This is a genomic window from Brevundimonas sp., assembly GCF_032107865.1.
Taxonomy (GTDB): domain Bacteria; phylum Pseudomonadota; class Alphaproteobacteria; order Caulobacterales; family Caulobacteraceae; genus Brevundimonas.
The window spans coordinates 1-15,588 of sequence record NZ_DAMCNG010000050.1 but is presented as its reverse complement, the minus strand read 5'-3'; the positions used below and the strand labels follow the sequence as shown (position 1 = coordinate 15,588).

Annotated in this window: 16 protein-coding genes and 1 pseudogene; 7 read left to right on the top strand and 10 right to left on the bottom strand. The window is 64.7% G+C overall.

Translation table 11 applies throughout. The features are described 5' to 3' along the window. The 7 genes and pseudogenes from RT567_RS06545 to RT567_RS06515 form a co-directional block, all read right to left on the bottom strand. Positions 1–288, bottom strand: a pseudogene (locus RT567_RS06545) (hypothetical protein); the annotation flags it as partial. Positions 289–323: 35 nt separating this feature from the next. Beyond that, a complete protein-coding gene (locus tag RT567_RS06540) occupies positions 324–671 on the bottom strand; it encodes a hypothetical protein (RefSeq protein ID WP_312205722.1) in 348 nt (115 codons plus the stop codon). A 187-nt stretch (positions 672–858) separates the two neighbouring features. Next, the gene (locus RT567_RS06535) at positions 859–1,053 is read right to left on the bottom strand and encodes a hypothetical protein (protein WP_312205719.1); all 195 of its coding nucleotides are present in this window, start codon (positions 1,051–1,053) and stop codon (positions 859–861) included. Between the two features lie 256 nt (positions 1,054–1,309). After that, complete coding sequence (locus RT567_RS06530) at positions 1,310–1,525, bottom strand: DUF6894 family protein (RefSeq protein WP_312205716.1); 216 nt, start codon at positions 1,523–1,525, stop codon at positions 1,310–1,312. 290 nt (positions 1,526–1,815) lie between these two features. Next, complete coding sequence (locus RT567_RS06525) at positions 1,816–2,079, bottom strand: DksA/TraR family C4-type zinc finger protein (protein WP_313575170.1); 264 nt, start codon at positions 2,077–2,079, stop codon at positions 1,816–1,818. A gap of 49 nt (positions 2,080–2,128) precedes the next feature. Next, positions 2,129–3,445, bottom strand: coding sequence for an integrase arm-type DNA-binding domain-containing protein (locus tag RT567_RS06520; protein ID WP_313575168.1), 1,317 nt, complete (start codon positions 3,443–3,445; stop codon positions 2,129–2,131). 304 nt (positions 3,446–3,749) lie between these two features. Further along, positions 3,750–4,058, bottom strand: coding sequence for a DUF2834 domain-containing protein (locus RT567_RS06515; protein WP_313575166.1), 309 nt, complete (start codon positions 4,056–4,058; stop codon positions 3,750–3,752). A 428-nt stretch (positions 4,059–4,486) separates the two neighbouring features. Here RT567_RS06515 and RT567_RS06510 point away from each other — a divergent pair, with 428 nt between their 5' ends. From RT567_RS06510 to RT567_RS06480, 7 genes are all read left to right on the top strand, one after another. Continuing rightward, positions 4,487–5,515 carry a UDP-glucuronic acid decarboxylase family protein gene (locus RT567_RS06510; protein WP_313575164.1) on the top strand — a complete coding sequence of 343 codons (1,029 nt, stop codon included), beginning with the start codon at positions 4,487–4,489 and terminating at the stop codon, positions 5,513–5,515. 78 nt (positions 5,516–5,593) lie between these two features. Further along, a complete protein-coding gene (locus RT567_RS06505) occupies positions 5,594–7,039 on the top strand; it encodes a glycosyltransferase family 2 protein (RefSeq protein WP_313575172.1) in 1,446 nt (481 codons plus the stop codon). A 10-nt stretch (positions 7,040–7,049) separates the two neighbouring features. Further along, on the top strand, positions 7,050–8,186 hold the full coding sequence (locus RT567_RS06500; protein WP_313575162.1) for an NAD-dependent epimerase/dehydratase family protein: 1,137 nt from the start codon (positions 7,050–7,052) through the stop codon (positions 8,184–8,186). Between the two features lie 114 nt (positions 8,187–8,300). Next, a complete protein-coding gene (gene bcsS, locus RT567_RS06495; RefSeq protein ID WP_313575160.1) occupies positions 8,301–9,005 on the top strand; it encodes a cellulose biosynthesis protein BcsS in 705 nt (234 codons plus the stop codon). A gap of 160 nt (positions 9,006–9,165) precedes the next feature. Continuing rightward, a complete protein-coding gene (locus tag RT567_RS06490) occupies positions 9,166–10,293 on the top strand; it encodes an endo-1,4-beta-xylanase (RefSeq protein WP_313575158.1) in 1,128 nt (375 codons plus the stop codon). Positions 10,294–10,387: 94 nt separating this feature from the next. After that, complete coding sequence (locus RT567_RS06485) at positions 10,388–11,893, top strand: sensor histidine kinase (RefSeq protein ID WP_313575156.1); 1,506 nt, start codon at positions 10,388–10,390, stop codon at positions 11,891–11,893. Next, positions 11,890–12,267 (top strand): response regulator, encoded by a 378-nt coding sequence (locus RT567_RS06480; RefSeq protein WP_313575154.1) that lies wholly within the window; start codon positions 11,890–11,892, stop codon positions 12,265–12,267. The genes RT567_RS06485 and RT567_RS06480 overlap by 4 nt, the downstream gene beginning before the upstream one ends. A 21-nt stretch (positions 12,268–12,288) precedes the next feature. Here RT567_RS06480 and RT567_RS06475 read toward each other — a convergent pair whose 3' ends face one another. The 3 genes from RT567_RS06475 to rfaE2 all read right to left on the bottom strand — a co-directional run. Beyond that, positions 12,289–13,398, bottom strand: a complete 1,110-nt coding sequence (locus RT567_RS06475) for a DUF3089 domain-containing protein (RefSeq protein WP_313575152.1) — start codon at positions 13,396–13,398, stop codon at positions 12,289–12,291. After that, positions 13,398–14,399: an ADP-glyceromanno-heptose 6-epimerase gene (gene rfaD, locus RT567_RS06470; RefSeq protein ID WP_313575150.1), complete on the bottom strand. Its 1,002-nt coding sequence runs from the start codon at positions 14,397–14,399 to the stop codon at positions 13,398–13,400. Before rfaD ends, RT567_RS06475 begins: the two co-directional genes overlap by 1 nt. Beyond that, positions 14,396–15,588, bottom strand: a 1,193-nt coding sequence (gene rfaE2, locus RT567_RS06465; protein WP_313575148.1) for a D-glycero-beta-D-manno-heptose 1-phosphate adenylyltransferase, incomplete at its 5' end; no start/stop codon positions are given. The genes rfaD and rfaE2, both read right to left, overlap by 4 nt.

Sequence of the window (15,588 nt, the reverse complement as noted above, 5' to 3'; positions counted from 1 at the left end):
CGGGATCGCCAGCATGCCCAGGCCGGCCAGAACGCCGACACCGGCGCCGAGGGCGCCGCCCGCAGCCGCACCCTTGCCCGCCCCTTCGCCGACGTCGTTGACGCCGTCGCCATTCCTGTCGCCTAAGGCGGAGCCGGCATGGTCCTTGTGTCGATGACCATCATGCCATTCTTCCGCATTGTTGGAGACAATGCTGATGGTCGAATGATCAAAGCCGGCGGCCTCGAGTTCAGAGACGGCGGCCAGGGCCTCGGTGTGGTGGTCGAACAGACGCGTAACAACAGGCATGAGAGCTCCTTTGAAAATCAGTTGTCGTTGAAGGGTCAGCGACCCGAAACGGCGGCGCTCACCACGCCCTTGTAGTCGACCGAGACCACGGCCTCGGCGCCGTCCTTGGTGGCGGGCGCGCTCCACAGGCCTTGGGCGTCCTGGCTCAACGGACCGGCGATGACATAGCCCTGCTTCTCGATCGCCGAACGCGCCTGAGCCTCCGTGAAGGAGTTGGCTCCCGGTGTGAGCGTATCGCCGCCGCCCGTATCGACGGCTGGATTGCGCGGCGTTTCAGACCCCGAAACCACGGGACCTTCCACCTGCCCGCGATCGGAAGAAGTGTCTCCACACGCGGTCAGCATCAGCGCCGTCGCGGCGAGAGCGGGAATTAACAGCTTCATTCAAGCGCCTTTCGTTGTGAGCGATTTTAAGCGATCGCCTCCGGAAAGGTTGCCGGTCGATATTTCCGCACCTCCAGCGGAACCCTCCAAATTTGCTCGAAAACCGGCTGAAATCGGCGATCAAGTCGGCTTTTCGAAGCTAGGTCGGGTTTTGAACATTGCGCCGGAAACGCCGTAGCGCCGCCGCTCAGCCGAGCGGCTTCTGATAGATGTCACCCCCAGAAGAGCGGTCGATAATACGCGCGATCTCCTGGAGCACGGCGCGCTCCCCGGTTGCGGCTCCGGAGGATCTGGCCGCTTGGAGAAGAGCGTCGATTTCTCCCAGTTTTCCCGGAAGCGCCGGGAGTTCCACTGTTCTGAAGGCCTGGTTGTGCATGCTCATGTCTCTGCTCCTGATGACTTTCGGAGCAACGCCGGGCCATGCGTCTCGCTCCAGGCCCCAGGGAAAACCTTGCCCGAACGACCGCTTCTCTTCTCAAACCAGCGGATAAGTCCGGAACCCGACGAAGGGAGCAGCGACAGCGGACGCGACGTTTTCCGGATGCAGATTCTTCTTGGGAGAAGATCGGCAGACGGCCGGCTCCGTGATTGCCCCCCTTTGGCGTAACCGGCCGTCTTCTTCGCCCCCGGCTTGGGATTTAATGAGCCGAAGCGCCGACCCGGCAGATTTCCCGACCTTCGTTCCGGACAATGATCTGAAGCGAAAAGGCGCCGCCCTCCCGCACAGGCTTCTCGCGCAGCATTTCCGAAAGGAAGAGGATGGCCTCCCGCCAGGCTTCGGCGTCCGTGGACGCCGCGCCCTCAAGCGACATCTCGGCATCCACGCCGCTCAAGATGAAATCATAGGTCGCCATGAAGACTTCTACGTTCGGGGAAGTCGGGCGGGTCCCAAGTGGCCGATACCCGACACAGGGGGGCAAAGGAGAAGCTCCATGCCCCCCCCAAGATATGGAACCTCGAAAATCGTCGTCGAGTTTCCTCGGGGGTGATTGTTAAAATGCCTCGCGCCCCCGAACTCCGAAAAGCTGCACTCGCCTATCTTATGGCTGCACGCATTGCTCATATGCGCCTTTTCCAGGCGGTGGAGATAGCGGACGCCGCTTCCGTCTAGCGGCCTTATCTATGGAACCTCACCGCGCGCCTCCTAGCGCAACTGACTGTCTTTGCTTCCGCGCCGGTTGATGCCGACGGCCACAATCCGCGCATCCCTGCCGGACTGGCAGGAAACACAGGTCACGGCCCCTGGCATGGCGCGGCGACGGGCTTCGGGAATGATGTCGCCACATTCGAGACAGGCGTCTCGCCCCGGCCCATTGGGAATACGAGCGCGTGCTGTGAGGACGCCGTCAACGACAGTATCGTTAATCTGGTCAAGCACTGCGCCGTCCCTGGTCCAGCCTCCCGCCATAGATGACCGCCTCCGTCCTGATGATGGATGGAATATGGGGAGGCGGGCCCTAATCCCAGCTTGGCTGACCCCCTTGATCGCGCTGTCCGGAGGGTTTCAGATTGGCGACATGGCTGGCCCAGGTCTGAAGGGCCGCCCGCTTCTCCGCCATGTAGCTATAGCGGTCGTAGACGCCCGTGACGGTCGCGCCGTCCCGTACTGTATGGCCCAGCAGGTGACCGACGATGAAACGCCCCACCCCGTACCTGCCGGTCAGGGTCGTGGCGCCGGAGCGGCGCACGTCGTGAGGCGAACCCGCAGGCAGGTTGCGACGCTTGCAGGTGCGGACAACGGCCCTCGTCAAAGCGCGGGGGTCCACGGGACCCGTCCGGTTGCGCGGCGCCGGGAAGACCCAGGGGCTCTTCGGATACAGCGCTCGCGCGCGCCGCAGGATGGCCAGGGCTTCGTCTGGAAGGGGCACCACCTGAACATGTCGCGCCTTCGATCGGTGCGAAGGAATCGTCCACACGGCACTGTCCATGTCGATCTCGCTCCAGAGCAACTCGGCGGCTTCAGACCGTCGGGTCAGGGTCGTCATCAGGAACTGGATAGCCAGCCCCGTGGGGGCGTCGAGGCGGGCATGTTTGCCGGCCGTCTTTTCCCCTGCTGTCCGGGGGAGCGACGCCAACGAAGCCTCATTCCAGAGAATCCGCAGCGCCTCGTCATCGAACATCCGTTCGCGGGGCATGAGCGCAAGGGGCCTGGTCAGTCCGTAGGCCGGATTGGCTTCTAGGCGGTCCTCGTAAACCGCAAAGCCCAGAACGCCCAGAAGGACGCCCCCGACTGAGGCCAGACTGGCGGGGGCAAGGCCGCTGTTCGCCGCCAGGTCCCGCATGAAGATACGGATATCCGTGCGCCTGATGGCTGCAAATCTCATATCGCCGAGAGCCGGCTTTATGTAGCGACGGAACAGCGAACGTTCGGACTCTATGGTTCTCGCCTGCTTGGGACGTCGACGTCCGCCGTGCAGCCCCTTGCTCGCCGCCCTCCAGTAGGCCTCAGCCAGGTCTTCGAGCGTCTCTCCTGTCCTTGCTTCCTCGCGACGCGCACTGCGTTCGGCGACAGGATCTGTCCCGCCCAAGACAGCGATCCGGGCAGCAGCAGACAGACGACGAGCCTCCGCCAGGGTGACGTCGGGATAGGCGCCCAGCACATGACGACGGCGTTTGCCGTTCTCGGCAGTGTAGCGAAGCTCGAAACCTTTCGCGCCCGTCGGCCAGACGCGAATGTAGAGGCCTCGGCTGTCCGCGACAGCCACCTCGTATCTCGCTTCGCGCGACTTGAGGGCGGCGATCTGACGATCTGTACGCACTGGATCCTGAGGCATCTTTTCCCCCAAATCACTTCTGACCCCCTCATAGTACATCAAGGGGGGCGCCAGGGGGGCGCCCAAAACGAAACTGCCTGAAATGGCCTGAAACGAAGATGGAACAATAAACCACATAAAACCAGTAGTTTATAACAAGATCTGAAACGGTTTGAAAAAGCCTGAAACCGCTTGAATACAATTCACACCGAGGGGGTCACAGGTTCAATCCCTGTCGCGTCCACCATTTTCCTCCTTGCATTTCGAAGGCTGATGGTGCGCGCCAGACATGCGTCGCGGCCCTGATCGGTTCGCGTGAACCTGGTCAGTCACGCTCCCGCAGATAGAGATACAGCGGAAGGGAGAGCGAGAGCCCGACCAGGCAACTCGCCGGAAGCACCAGCCACCAGCGGTTGACGTGATTCCTGGACGCATCCCGCCAGGACCACACCAGGAAGACCACTATCGAGATGAGGACGTCCGCGGAAAAGCCGCCGGCCGCGCCGTTCGCGAACAGCGACCTCAAGAACAATGGAGCATCAGGCCCATTGTCGAAGAAGAATGAGCCGAAGAACAGCCAAGGGACGATGGCGCCGACCACCGCCATGGCCAGATAGAAGTGTCTGACGGTCACGCTGCTCTCCGTTGCAATCAGAAGCGTCACCTTAGGCGTCGAACGGCCTTTCGAACCAGCCTTCATGTGCGCAAGCGCGATGCGTGAGAGGCCTAGTATTTCCGACAAGATGACGCCGCGCTGCGTGGGGTGATTACATGCCCTCGCCTCGGGGGGAGAGGCGGAAGTCCAGGCCCGGCGATCCCAACCGCTGCAGAGCGTTCGTCGGGTCTGTCGCCCCTCGCTTCATGCCGCTTTCGCCGTCAACTATGGCAGATTCGGGCAGAAATTTGACGCATATGAGGCGTCGAAATGGAACCCAATTCTTAACAAACGGTTAACGCCACTGTCGACGGCGTCGGGGGTCATGCGATCTCCCCTGTCACGCGAATACAGTAAGAAGGTAGCGTTGTTCAAGCAATTGTAAACAACCAGCAAGGCTGAAGGCGATGACAGACGATCGCTTTTCTTATGCGCCGAAGCACGACGCCAAAACCGCCAAGCGGATCGCCGTATCCGGCGGCGCCGGCTTCCTGGGTTCACACCTGTGCGGGCGGCTGGTCGACGCGGGCCATCATGTGACCTGCATCGATAATTTTCATACGGGTCGGCATGCGAACGTCGCTCATCTGATGAGCTCGGATCGCTTCCAGCTGGTGGCGCAGGACATCAATGAACCGCTGGACGACGCGCTGGGCCGGTTCGATCAGATCTACAATCTGGCCTGCCCCGCCTCCCCAGTTCATTACCAGTATGACCGGGTGAAGACGGCCACGACCTGCTCGCTCGGCACGCTCAACCTGCTGAAACGGGCGGCGGCGGACGGCGCGCGGTTCTTTCAGGCCTCAACCTCGGAAATCTATGGCGACCCGGAAATCCACCCGCAGGTGGAGAGCTATCGCGGCAACGTCAACACGGTCGGCCCCCGCTCCTGCTACGACGAGGGCAAGCGGTTCGCCGAGACCCTGGTGACGGACTTCGGCCAGCAGCACGGTCTGACCACGCGGATCGTGCGCATCTTCAACACCTATGGGCCGCGGATGCACCCCGACGACGGACGGGTGGTGTCGAATTTCATCGTTCAGGCCCTGGAGGGCAACGACATCACCATCTACGGCTCGGGCGAGCAGACGCGCTCCTTCTGCTTCGTCGACGATCTGATCGAAGGCTTCATCCGACTGATGGACACGGATGAGGAGATCGACGGGCCGGTCAACATCGGCAACCCGAGCGAGATCACGGTCAATGAGTTGGCCCAGCAGGTCATCGCCCTGTCCGGTTCACACTCTCGGCTGGTCTATCACCCGCTGCCGATCGACGATCCGCGCCGTCGGAAGCCCGACATCTCCAGGGCGCTGACCCATCTGCACTGGTCGCCCCAGGTGCCGCTGCAGGACGGGCTGGAGCAGACCATCGCCTATTTCACCGCCGAGCTTCAGGGCGAGAAAGTCGCCCAGCGCGGCGCCGCCGCATCGTGAGACGTCGGGCGGACGGAACACCACAGGACAGAGCAACCACCACCGACTTATTGGGCAAATAACTGGGCGAGCGGCGTGATGAACACTCAAGATCCAAACTGGGCGACCCTGCTGGTCTGGTTGTTCGCTCTTTCCCAGATCCTGTATCTCGGCAGCTTCCTGTTGGAGATGTATTTCCGCTCGCTGCGCGTCGAGCGCGTGGACATGGACGAGCCCCTGCCGGCCAGCGAGGCGGATCACCCCTTCATCGTCCTGCTCTACCCCGTGCTGCGGGAGTTGGAGAGCACCATGGAGACGACCTTCACGGCGCTGGCCAAGCTGGACTATCCCGTCAGCCGCTATCGCGTCCTGGCCATTCCCAACAGCAACGACGCCGAGACCATCGCCAGCCTGCAACGGCTGAGCCGGGCCTTTCCCTTCGTCGAGATCCTGGCGGTGCCGCCGACCAGCGACGCCAGCTGGGACATGGTTTGGAATGCCTGGGACCGGAATCCGAAGGCCTATTGGTGGCACAGCGGCAAACGGGCCGGGGTCAAGGATCTGCCGCCCAAGAAGACGCGCCAGCTGATCTACGCCACCTATCACGTCGCCGAGACCTATAAGGACAAGAGCGGACTGACGATCGACTACATCGACGCCGACAGCTGCCCCCCGGCGGATCACTTCAAGGCTGCGGCCATCGGCCTGCGCCGGTTCGACGTGCTGCAGGCGCGCAATGTGGCGGGCAATCTGAACGCCAGCCTTGCCGCCGCCTTCCATGCCTTCGACCACATGACCTGGGACGGCGCCAAATACGGCCACCTGTCCGATCCGAAGCAACCCTATTGGGTGCTGGGTAAGGGTTTGTTCTTCAAGGTCGACGACCTGGTCGAACTGGGAAGCTTCCACCCCTGGATAGCCATCGAAGACCCCGAAGTCGGCCAGCGCTTCTGGAAGAACGGCCGGACGCTGGGCATCATCGAAGGCTCCCTGATCGAAGAAGTGCCCGAGACCTTCCGCGAAGGGATCACCCAGAGGAAGCGCTGGGTCGCCGGCTTCTTCCAGAGCCTGACGACGCCGCTGAAGGAGATGGACTTCAGTTTCGGCGAGCGGGTCCGCGTGTGGATGAACTTCCTGCCCTGCATGTCCATGTGGGTGAACACCCTGGGCATCCCCCTGGGCGTCTGGGCGGCCTGGCGCTTCTTCCAGGGCGCGGACTTCCTGCCGCTGTGGCTGGTGATCCTGTCGATCTTCAACATCGTCGCCTTCTCGATCCTGATGGTCGGCCTCTACGTCAAGACGTGGCGGCGGACCGACCTAGTGCTGGACGGCGCGGGCGCGCGCATCGGCTACATGCTGATGGTCAATCCCATCTTCATCATGGTCTGGTGGTGCGTCTGGATCATCCCGCTGACGCTGGGCTTCGTCATGTATCTGCGGGACAGCGGCCTGGCCTGGCAGCGGACCGAGAAGATCGACGCCAACAACACCCTCGTCCGCACCAAGCTGGATGAGTTCGGCGCCCTTCGTCATCACCAGCACTAAGCAGACGATCATGGACAAGCACATTCTCATCACGGGCGGGGCGGGCTTCATCGGCTCGCACCTGGTCGACGCCATGCTGGCGCGCGGCTATCGGGTGACGGTCCTGGACAGTCTGTCGCCCCAGGTCCACGGCGACGCTGAACTGGATGCGGACGGGTGGCCCGTCTACCTCGACGCGCGGGCCCGACGCATCAAGGGCGACCTGCTGGAAGACGGGGTGTTCGAGGCGGCCCTGAACGGCGTGACCCACCTGGCCCACCTCGCCGCCTCGGTCGGCGTGGGCCAGAGCATGACCAACATCATCGACTACACCCGCAACAACGTCATGGCGGCGGCCGTCGTGCTGGAGACCCTGTCCCAACGCCCGCACACGGTCGAGCGGATCGCCGTCGCCTCGTCCATGTCGATCTATGGCGAGGGGGATTACGTCCGCCCCTCGACCGGCGCCCATGTAACCACCGACATCCGTCCGCACGCCCAACTGGAAGCGCGCCATTGGGATCTGATGGTCGATGGAGAACCGCTGGAGCCCTGCCCCACGCCGGAGGAAAAGCTGCTGCAACCCAACTCCATCTATGCGGTGAACAAGCGCGACCATGAGGAGATGTTCCTGTCGGTCGGCCGGGCGCTGCGCATCCCCACCGTGGCCCTGCGGCTGTTCAACGCCTATGGCTCGCGCCAGGCGCTGAGCAATCCCTATACGGGCGTGGCGGCCATCTTCATCTCGCGGCTGATGAACGACCAGCCGCCACTGGTCTTCGAGGACGGCCGGCAGATGCGCGACTTCGTCCATGTGCAGGACGTGGCCGAGGCCTTCGCCACCGTGCTGGATGACGATCGCGAGATCTGGGACGTGTTCAACGTCGGCAGCGGCGCGCCCGTCTCGATCAATGAGATCGCGGGCACTCTGGCCCGGCTGCTGGGCAAGAATATCGCGCCGGAGGTGCTGAACCGCTACCGGGTCGGGGACATCCGCCACTGCTTCGGCGACATCTCCAAGATCGAGCGCACCTTCGGCTTCACGCCCCGCCGCTCCATGGATCAGGGCATGGAGGAGTTGATCGCCTGGGTGTCCCACGCACGCGCCCCCGTTGACCGCAGCGCCGAAAGTCTGGAACAACTGGCCAGGGGAAGGTTGGTCGTCTGACAGCATTCGCCCCCTGTTCTGTATGCGTTTGAAGTGCCTGCCGCCGGCGTCGCCAGCATCTGGCGCGTTCGATACTTCGCAAGGAACCGACCCATGCCTCACCATCGACGCCCGATGACTTCCCTGCCCGCCCTGGCGGCGGCGACCCTGGCGTGCGCGGGCGTCGCCTGGGCCGCGCCGGCCTCGGCGCAAAGCGATGTGACCGTGTTCGCAGGCGGCCAGTTGGATGTGGCCGACAGCGCCTATGCCGGGGCGACGATCGGTCTGCCGGGCTCGGTCGATTCGAAGGGCTTTGCGGTGCGAGGGTCGGTCTATACCGGCAGCTATGACTACAACTCGGGCCCGAACGAGATCGACGCCGACTTCACCGGCGCCCAGGCCGAGTTGATCTATCGCTTCGGCAGCGGCCCGACCTGGGGCAGCGTCGGCGTCGGCTACCGCTATGTCGATACGGACCTCAGCCCCGCCGATCCCGGCAATCGACGCGATGGCGGCCAGGGCGGCGTCATCATTTCGCTGGACGGCGGCCATGTCTCCGGCCCCTGGCGGGTCGACTGGTACGGCGCCTATGGCTTTGAGGTGGACGATTACAACGCCCTGGCCAGCCTGACCCATCAGGTCGGATCGTCCGGCCGCGTGCGCCTGGGCATGGAGGTCGCGGCTGAAGGCGACACCAACTACAACGCCTATCACATCGGCCCTGTCGCCGGGTTCAAATTGAATGATCGATCAGAAATCCAAGTTTCTGTCGGTTTGAGCGACGGCGATGAACGAGATTCACAAGCCTATCTAAGGGTCGGTTTCTATCGCAGCTTCTAGAACAGGCGGCGAAGCAGAGCTTGGATAAAGCGGCTCAGCTCATGGAAACACCATTTTCGCGCCCAACTTCCTCTCCCTGACGCCTCTTAAGATTGCGCCTTAACGAGAAGTTAGGCGTAGTAAGGCAGCCTTCTCGCGTTCCTCGAGGAGGTGCAGCCGAATGCTGCCGCGACCCACCAGACGAGCCTTCATCGGCGCCGCCGCGCTTGCGCCCGCCCTGGGGTTGGCCGCGTGGCGTCCCGTGCGCGAAGGCCTTCCGCTGGACCCTCCGCCTGTGAAGACCGCCACCCTCGCCGACGCCGCCAGCGCACAGGGTCGATATTTCGGCGCCGCCGTTCGGGCCGAACAGCTGCATCAGAACGCCGAACTGCGCGGCGCGGTCCTGCGAGACTGCCAGGTGCTGACGCCTGAAATCCATCTGAAATGGAATTCGCTGGAATGGCGCAAGGGGGAGTTCCACTTCACCCCGGTTGACGAGTTGCTCGACTTCTCGCAGCGCCACGGAATGCAGGTGCGCGGCCATACGCTGCTTTGGGACCAGGGCACGCCGGACTGGGCGAGGCAGGAAATGCTGCGGCGGCGCGACTGGTCGCTGATGTCCGGCCATCTGGAGCGGGTGCTCAAACGATACGGCGACCGCATCGCCGACTGGGACGTCATCAACGAGCCGATCGACACCCAGGGCGGCGCCGGCGGCCTGAAACGCAACGTCTTCCACCGCGCCTTCGGCCCGACCTACATCGAGCGCGTGCTGGAAGAGGCGCGCGCTCTCGCACCCAAGGCCCATCTGGTCGTCAACGACTACGGCTTTGAATACGACAATCCCGTGGATCAGGCCCGGCGCAAGGCCATCGTCGCCCTGGCGCGACGGCTGCGGGCCTCGGGCACGCCGCTGGACGGCATCGGCGTTCAGGCGCACCTCGATTTATCCAAGGGACCGCTGGCGGCCGAGGGCCTGCGCGATATGACGCAGCAACTGGTCGACCTGGGGCTGGAGATCACCGTCACCGAGCTGGACGTCAAGGAATCCAGCTTCCACGGCACGGCCGCTGCTCGCGATCAGAAGGTGGCCGATGAGACCCGTCGCTATCTGGAGACCATGCTGGCCTTCCCCCAGGTGCGCGGCGTCGTCACCTGGGGCCTGAGCGACCGCCACTCCTGGCTGTCCGAACCGCCGCAACGTCAGTACGCGGACGCTCCGCCCAACCGCGGCCTGCCTTATGACGTGGATTACCGGCCCAAGCCCATGTACCACGCCCTATCTGATGCACTGCGCCTGAGCGCCTAGCCCCCAAGCTTTACTTTTGCTGCATTTTCAGGCCAGGAAACTGGCACCCTTTCCGCTTATCCTGCGTTAGGGACGCAGTGAGAGGGGGTTGGATTTGCGGAAGCTCGCCAAAACAATCGATCTGGTGGCGGCGTTCGACTCCTCTCCCAACCCCTATATGCTGCTGGACCGCGACCTGCGTTTCGCAGGCATGAACCAAGCCTATCTGGACGTCACCCAGCGCGAACGCGAGGCGTTGATCGGCCATCACGTCATGGACATCTTCGCCCCCGGGGGCGCTGAGGACAGCGAAGAAGAGGGTCGCCGCCTGCGCGCCTCCTTCGACAAGGTTCTGGCGACCGGCGAGCCGGATCATCTGGCTGTCCTGCACTATCCGGTCCTGACGCCCGGTCCCGACGGCACGCCGGTGTTCGATGATCGGTTCTGGAGCTGCACCCACACGCCGATCAAGGACGACACCGGCCAGGTCACGCACATTCTTCAGCACACCAGCGATGTGACCGACCTATTGCGACTGCGCCAAAAGGCCGCCGGAAAGGCTGACCAGACCTCCGCCCTGGACGCCATGATCGGCGACGAAGTGTTCCGGCGGGCCGTAAAAATCGAGGCCAACAACCAGCGCCTCGAAGCCGAACGCAAGCAACTCACCGACATGCTGATGAATGCGCCCGGCTTCGTCGCCGTGCTGAACGGCCCCGATCACATGATCCAGTTCTGCAATGACGCCTGCTATCGCCTGGTCAGCCACCGCGACATTCTGGGCCAGCCTGTGCGCGACGCCCTGCCCGAGTTGAGCGACCAGGGCCATCTGGATTTCCTGAACGACGTCTATGAGACGGGAGAACCGGTCTATGGCCGCCAGCGCGCCTTCGCCCTGCGGCACGCGCAGGACGGCCCGCTAGACCACCGCTACATCGACTTCGCCTATCAGCCCATTCGCAACGACGAGGGGCAGATCGTCGGCATCTTCGTTCAAGGGCACGACGTGACCGACGTGGTGCTGGCCGCCGAACGGCAGAAGCTGATGATCGACGAACTGAACCACCGGGTGAAGAACACCCTGGCTACGGTCCAGTCCATCGCCATGCAGACCGCGCGCACGCACGAAGACCCCAGCAGTTTCGCCGCCGCCTTCCAGTCCCGAATCCTGGCCCTATCGCACACCCACGACCTGCTGACCCGCAGCCATTGGGAAGGCGCCGACCTGCGCGCCGTGCTGGAGCATGAGACTCAGGCCCACGGCATCGGGCGGCTGACCATGAACGGGCCGCATGTCGCCCTGTCGCCGGCGCGCGCGGTGTCCCTGGGCATGATTTTCCACGAACTGGCCACCAACGCCGCCAAATACGGCGCCCTGACCTCCGGCGACGGCCGCGTCATGGTCGATTGGCGACTGATCGATCAGAAGTCGCCCCATCTCGAGATCACCTGGCGCGAGGCCGGCGGCGAGCCCATCCCCGAGCCGGAACGGCGTGGCTTCGGCACCCGCCTGATCGAGCGCAATGTGCGCCACGATCTGCACGGGACGGTGCAGCTCTCCTATCCGCCCGAAGGCTTCTGCGCCGAGATCAGCCTGCCCCTGGAAACGGAAACCCTATGACCGACGCGCTTTCAGGCCGCCGCGTGCTGATCGTCGAGGACGAGTCTCTGGTCGCCATGCTGCTGGAGACCATACTCGGTGACATGGGATGCACCGTCATCGGCCCGGAATCGAACGTCGGCGACGGTCTGCGCGTCGCAACGGGCGAGACCGATCTCGACGCCGCCCTGCTGGACGTCAATGTGGCGGGCCAGGAGGTGTTCCCCATCGCCGAGGCGTTGAAGGCGCGGGGCGTCCCCTTCGTCTTCTCGACCGGTTACGGCGAAAGCGGCCTGCCCGAGCACTGGCGCGGCAATCCCACGGTGCAGAAACCCTTCACCGACGCAGCCATCCGCGACGCCCTGATGGTTGCGCTGAACGTGAGCATGGTCTGACGACAGCCGCCTGCTGTTCTCTCAGGCGGCAGCGGCCGCGCGGCTCTCTTCCCAGGCCGTGAGGCGGCGCAGCACATCCGCCTCGATATCGGCGTAGAAGAGGTTGTAGGCGGGAATCCGGCGCTGATCGGCCCAGGACACCGGCGTGCGGAAGGACTCCGAGCTCAGACGCGAGCGCCACAGGATGCCTTCCCGACACTCGGCCGCAACCAGACGGCGCTGAAGCGCAGGCCGCGCGCCCCATTCCAGATTGGTGGCGTTGGTGGCGCCTCGGCTCTCGCGCGCTTCGGACACGGGCGCGTCGACCGAGCCAGTCACCGGGTTAACGCAGGCGATGGGCGCCCCCTCCGCCTCGACCAGAGCTCCGCGATTGTTCCAGGTCAGGGCGCGGCGGATGACCCGCTTGGCTTCGCCCTCGCCGTTCTCCTCGACCGCTCGCCACGACAGGGCGCAGCCAATTTCATCGTCCGTGCGGCACAAGGGCGTGTGGGTGAAGCGGCTGACCGGCGTCACGCCCTCGACCAGATAGGCGGCGACCAGACGCGTCTTGAGCGATGCGTCCCTGGCCACCCGATCATGCAGCAGGCGATCGACCAGATCAGCGCCCTGCTCCACCCCGACCAGGACGATCGGGCCGTCTGGACGCTGCGCCAGCCATTGATCAAAGGCGGCCTCGATGTCGCCATAGGCGAAGGCCCGCGCCTCGCGCGCGTCCTCGCGCAACGTCAGGCGGCTGTAGAGGCTGGCCTGGCGATACAGGGGCGCGCTGACGTCGCCCGCCGAGGCGAACGGCCCGGCGTAGTTGGGCAGGACGACGGTCCGCAACTTGGTCAGGGCGCGGCGATCATCGATGGCCCCGTTCCAGTCGCTGCCGCCGTCATAGGTAGTGGAGTGGACAAAGAAGACATGAGCCGGCCCAGCGCCTGGCGCGCGGGCGTTCAGCAGGGCCCAAGCGTCTTCAGACCCATAATCGGGCGCCGCCGGGGGCTTGTAGGTCTGGAACGGGATCTGCGGATCCAGCCCGGCGCGCAGGATGTCGCCGCGCCAGACGGCGACCGCCGCCGTCAGCACAAGGACGAGCGCAAAGCCCGTGTAGCCGACCCACTGGCGAAAGGTCAGCTTCGGCCGCATCAGCGGTACGGGTCCGGCTGGGCCAGGAAGTCCTGGACGTAGCGGCGCACGCCTTCCTCCAGCGGCGTCGACTGACCACCGTAGCCGAGGGCGCGGATGCGATCCATGCTGGCCTCGGTGAAGTACTGATAGCGATCGCGGATCGCCTCGGGCATGTCGATATAGGCGATGGAGGCTTCCTTGCCCGCCGCCGCGAAAGTGGCCCGCGCCAGGTCGGCGAAGGAGCGCGCCTGGCCCGATCCGGCGTTGAACACGCCCGAGATGTCTTCGCGCTCCAGCAGCCACAGGATGATGCCGACCACGTCGTCGACGAAGACGAAGTCGCGCAATTGGCCGCCGTCGGGATAGTTGGGGCTGTGCGAGCGGAACAGGCTGACCGTCTCGCCCGCCTGAACCTTGGGCCAGATCTGGGCGACGACCGACTTCATGCCGCCCTTGTGGCCCTCGTTCGGACCATAGACGTTGAAGAACTTCAGCCCGGCCCACTGGGGCGGCGCCTCGTCACGATCGGCCTGGCGCACGGCATATTGGTCGAACAGATATTTCGAGTAGCCATAGGCATTTAGCGGACGCAACGCATTCAGGCTCTCAGGATCGTCGCGGTCCTCGAACCCGGCCTCGCCGTCGCCATAGGTGGCCGCCGAAGAGGCGTAGATCATCCGCACGTTGCGCACCGCGCACCAGTCCCAGATGTCGCGCGACAGGCTGAAGTTGGTGCGCAGGATCAGGTCGGCGTCCGGCTCGGTCGTCGAGGAGATGGCGCCCATGTGGATCACCGCCTCGATACGGTCGGAGTGACGCTCCAACTGGTCGAACAGCTCTTCGGGCGCCCACAGATCGGCGATGGGGTGTTTGGCGATGTTCTTCCACTTGGCGAGGTCGGCCGTCTCCAGCCGGTCGCAGACGACCACGTCCCAGGCGCCGCTCTCGCACAGGCGGGCGACGATGTTGGAGCCGATGAAGCCCGCGCCGCCCGTGACGACGATCATTCGCGGGGTCATGCTTTCTCTCCAGTCATCTTCTCGATGGTCTTGGTCGTGGAATAGCCGTTGGCGAAGTCGGCCAGACGAACCTCGCCGCCCCAGCTTTCGACCTCGGCGGCGCCGACGACCTTGTCCTTGGTGTAGTCCGAGCCCTTGATGAGCACATCGGGCTTCAGTCGTTCGATCAGGGCGATGGGGGTCGGGTCGTCGAAGGCCGTCACACGATCCACGCTGGCCAGGCCGCCGATGACGGCGGCGCGGCTGTCCAGATCATTGACCGGGCGGCCCTCGCCCTTCAGGCGGCGCACCGAGGCGTCGGTATTCAGCGCCACCACCAACCGGTCGCACCAGCTGCGCGCCTGGTTGAGGTAGGCGACGTGGCCGCGGTGCAGGATGTCGAAGCAGCCGTTGGTGAAGCCGACCTTCAGGCCCTGACGCTTCCACGCCTCGACCTGATCGGCCAGTTCGTCCAGCGGCGTGACCTTGGACTGGGCCAAGGCTGCGTGCTGGCTCATCTCAGCTTCGATCAGTTCGGCGGGGATGACGACGGCGGTGCCGCTCTTACCCACCACGACGCCCGAGGCGAGGATGGCGAACTGCACGGCCTGCTCCAGCGTCGCGCCTGCGCCCAGCGCCAGCCCGAGGGCGGCGAGGCAGGTGTCGCCGGCGCCCGAGACGTCGAACACCTCGCGCGCCCGGCCGGGGAAGTGGGTGACGCCGCCGCCTCTGCGGGCCAGCGTCATGCCCTTGCCTGCGCGGGTGACGATGACGGCCTTGGCGGTCGTGGAAGCCAGCAGGGCGGCCAGCGCCGCCTCGACCTGTTCGTCGGTCTCGGTCGGCAGGCCGGTGGCGCCCGCCAGTTCACTGGCGTTCGGCTTGATGACGTCGACCGCGCCATAGCGGGCGAAGTCACGGCCCTTGGGGTCGACGATGACCGGCGCGCCGTATTCGGCCCCGGCCCACACCGCCGCCTGAATGGCGCCCGCCCCCCGGAACACGGCCTTGTCGGCATAGCCGGAATGGAACGCAGCCTCGTCGTCCAGACGCAGCAGTTGCTGGCCGGCGGCGACGAAGCGTGTCTTGACGATAGTGGCGGCGCCCTCGGGCCGGATCAGGGCGTCGTCGATCCGGTCCTCGGCGGCGATCAGGTCGGCGAGTTCGGCGCCCGCTGCGTCATCGCCCGCCACGGCGCCCAGACGGGCCTGAC

Excerpts from the sequence above, each read along its gene's own strand:
- RT567_RS06540 (WP_312205722.1), bottom strand. The coding sequence starts at position 671 with ATGAAGCTGTTAATTCCCGCTCTCGCCGCGACGGCGCTGATGCTGACC.
- RT567_RS06535 (WP_312205719.1), bottom strand. The coding sequence starts at position 1,053 with ATGAGCATGCACAACCAGGCCTTCAGAACAGTGGAACTCCCGGCGCTT.
- RT567_RS06530 (WP_312205716.1), bottom strand. The coding sequence starts at position 1,525 with ATGGCGACCTATGATTTCATCTTGAGCGGCGTGGATGCCGAGATGTCG.
- RT567_RS06525 (WP_313575170.1), bottom strand. The coding sequence starts at position 2,079 with ATGGCGGGAGGCTGGACCAGGGACGGCGCAGTGCTTGACCAGATTAAC.
- RT567_RS06520 (WP_313575168.1), bottom strand. The coding sequence starts at position 3,445 with ATGCCTCAGGATCCAGTGCGTACAGATCGTCAGATCGCCGCCCTCAAG.
- RT567_RS06510 (WP_313575164.1), top strand. The coding sequence starts at position 4,487 with ATGACAGACGATCGCTTTTCTTATGCGCCGAAGCACGACGCCAAAACC.
- RT567_RS06505 (WP_313575172.1), top strand. The coding sequence starts at position 5,594 with ATGAACACTCAAGATCCAAACTGGGCGACCCTGCTGGTCTGGTTGTTC.
- RT567_RS06500 (WP_313575162.1), top strand. The coding sequence starts at position 7,050 with ATGGACAAGCACATTCTCATCACGGGCGGGGCGGGCTTCATCGGCTCG.
- bcsS (WP_313575160.1), top strand. The coding sequence starts at position 8,301 with ATGACTTCCCTGCCCGCCCTGGCGGCGGCGACCCTGGCGTGCGCGGGC.
- RT567_RS06490 (WP_313575158.1), top strand. The coding sequence starts at position 9,166 with ATGCTGCCGCGACCCACCAGACGAGCCTTCATCGGCGCCGCCGCGCTT.
- RT567_RS06480 (WP_313575154.1), top strand. The coding sequence starts at position 11,890 with ATGACCGACGCGCTTTCAGGCCGCCGCGTGCTGATCGTCGAGGACGAG.
- RT567_RS06475 (WP_313575152.1), bottom strand. The coding sequence starts at position 13,398 with ATGCGGCCGAAGCTGACCTTTCGCCAGTGGGTCGGCTACACGGGCTTT.
- rfaD (WP_313575150.1), bottom strand. The coding sequence starts at position 14,399 with ATGACCCCGCGAATGATCGTCGTCACGGGCGGCGCGGGCTTCATCGGC.